This window comes from Saccharothrix hoggarensis (assembly GCF_042678885.1).
In the GTDB taxonomy this organism is placed as follows: domain Bacteria; phylum Actinomycetota; class Actinomycetes; order Mycobacteriales; family Pseudonocardiaceae; genus Actinosynnema; species Actinosynnema hoggarensis.
Genome location: NZ_JBHTLK010000524.1, coordinates 1 through 683 on the forward strand (window position 1 = coordinate 1; position 683 = coordinate 683).

Below are 683 nucleotides of genomic sequence, written 5' to 3' on the forward strand. Positions count from 1 at the left end.
GCCCGGCCCCGGCTCGCGGGAACCCGTGTCGCTGCGGCTCGACCCGTCGCGGTCGGCGCTGGACGCGCGGCGCGAGGTGGCGTTGCGGCGGTTCGCCGTGCTCGGTGTGACCTACGGGCAAGAGACGGAGACGACCGGCGTCGGCGGCGCGGACGCGCTGACCACCCGGTGGACCGTGGCGTGGACCCCGGCGACGGAGGCCACCGTGCCCGTCGCCGGGATGTGGGGCGTGACGCTGGAAGCGGCAGCGTCCGGACGGCTGCGCGCCCGCCGCGCCGACCGTGACCGCCGGGACGGCCACACACCCGGCGAGGTGCTGGCGGACCTCGTCGACGCGGCCCGGTGCGGCCTGCCCGACGTCGTCGGCGAGGTGCTGGACGACGCGGCGACCGTGCTGCCGTCCGCCGGGACGCTGCGCGACCTGCTCACCGCGCTGGACCTGCTCGACCGGTTGCGCTCCGGGCACCTGCCGGGCACTCCCGGCGACGTGCTCGACGCGCACCCCACGTTGGCGCGGGAACTGGAGACGGCGGCGGTCGCCCAGCTCGACGGGCTCGCCGGGTCGGAGGACGTCGCCGACGCGCGGGCGCTGGTGGAGCTCTCGCAGCGGACCGAGGCGCACGGTGCGCGGCTCGAAGCCTGCCTGCGGCGGCTGGCCGACTCCGCCGCGCCGCTGATCGCCG

At 78.2% G+C, this 683-nt stretch carries 1 protein-coding gene; it reads left to right on the forward strand.

All coding sequences use genetic code 11. From position 1 onward, the window contains the following. A partial coding sequence (locus ACFQ3T_RS36915) for a DUF5682 family protein (RefSeq protein WP_380730851.1) occupies positions 1-683 on the forward strand: 683 nt, incomplete at both ends.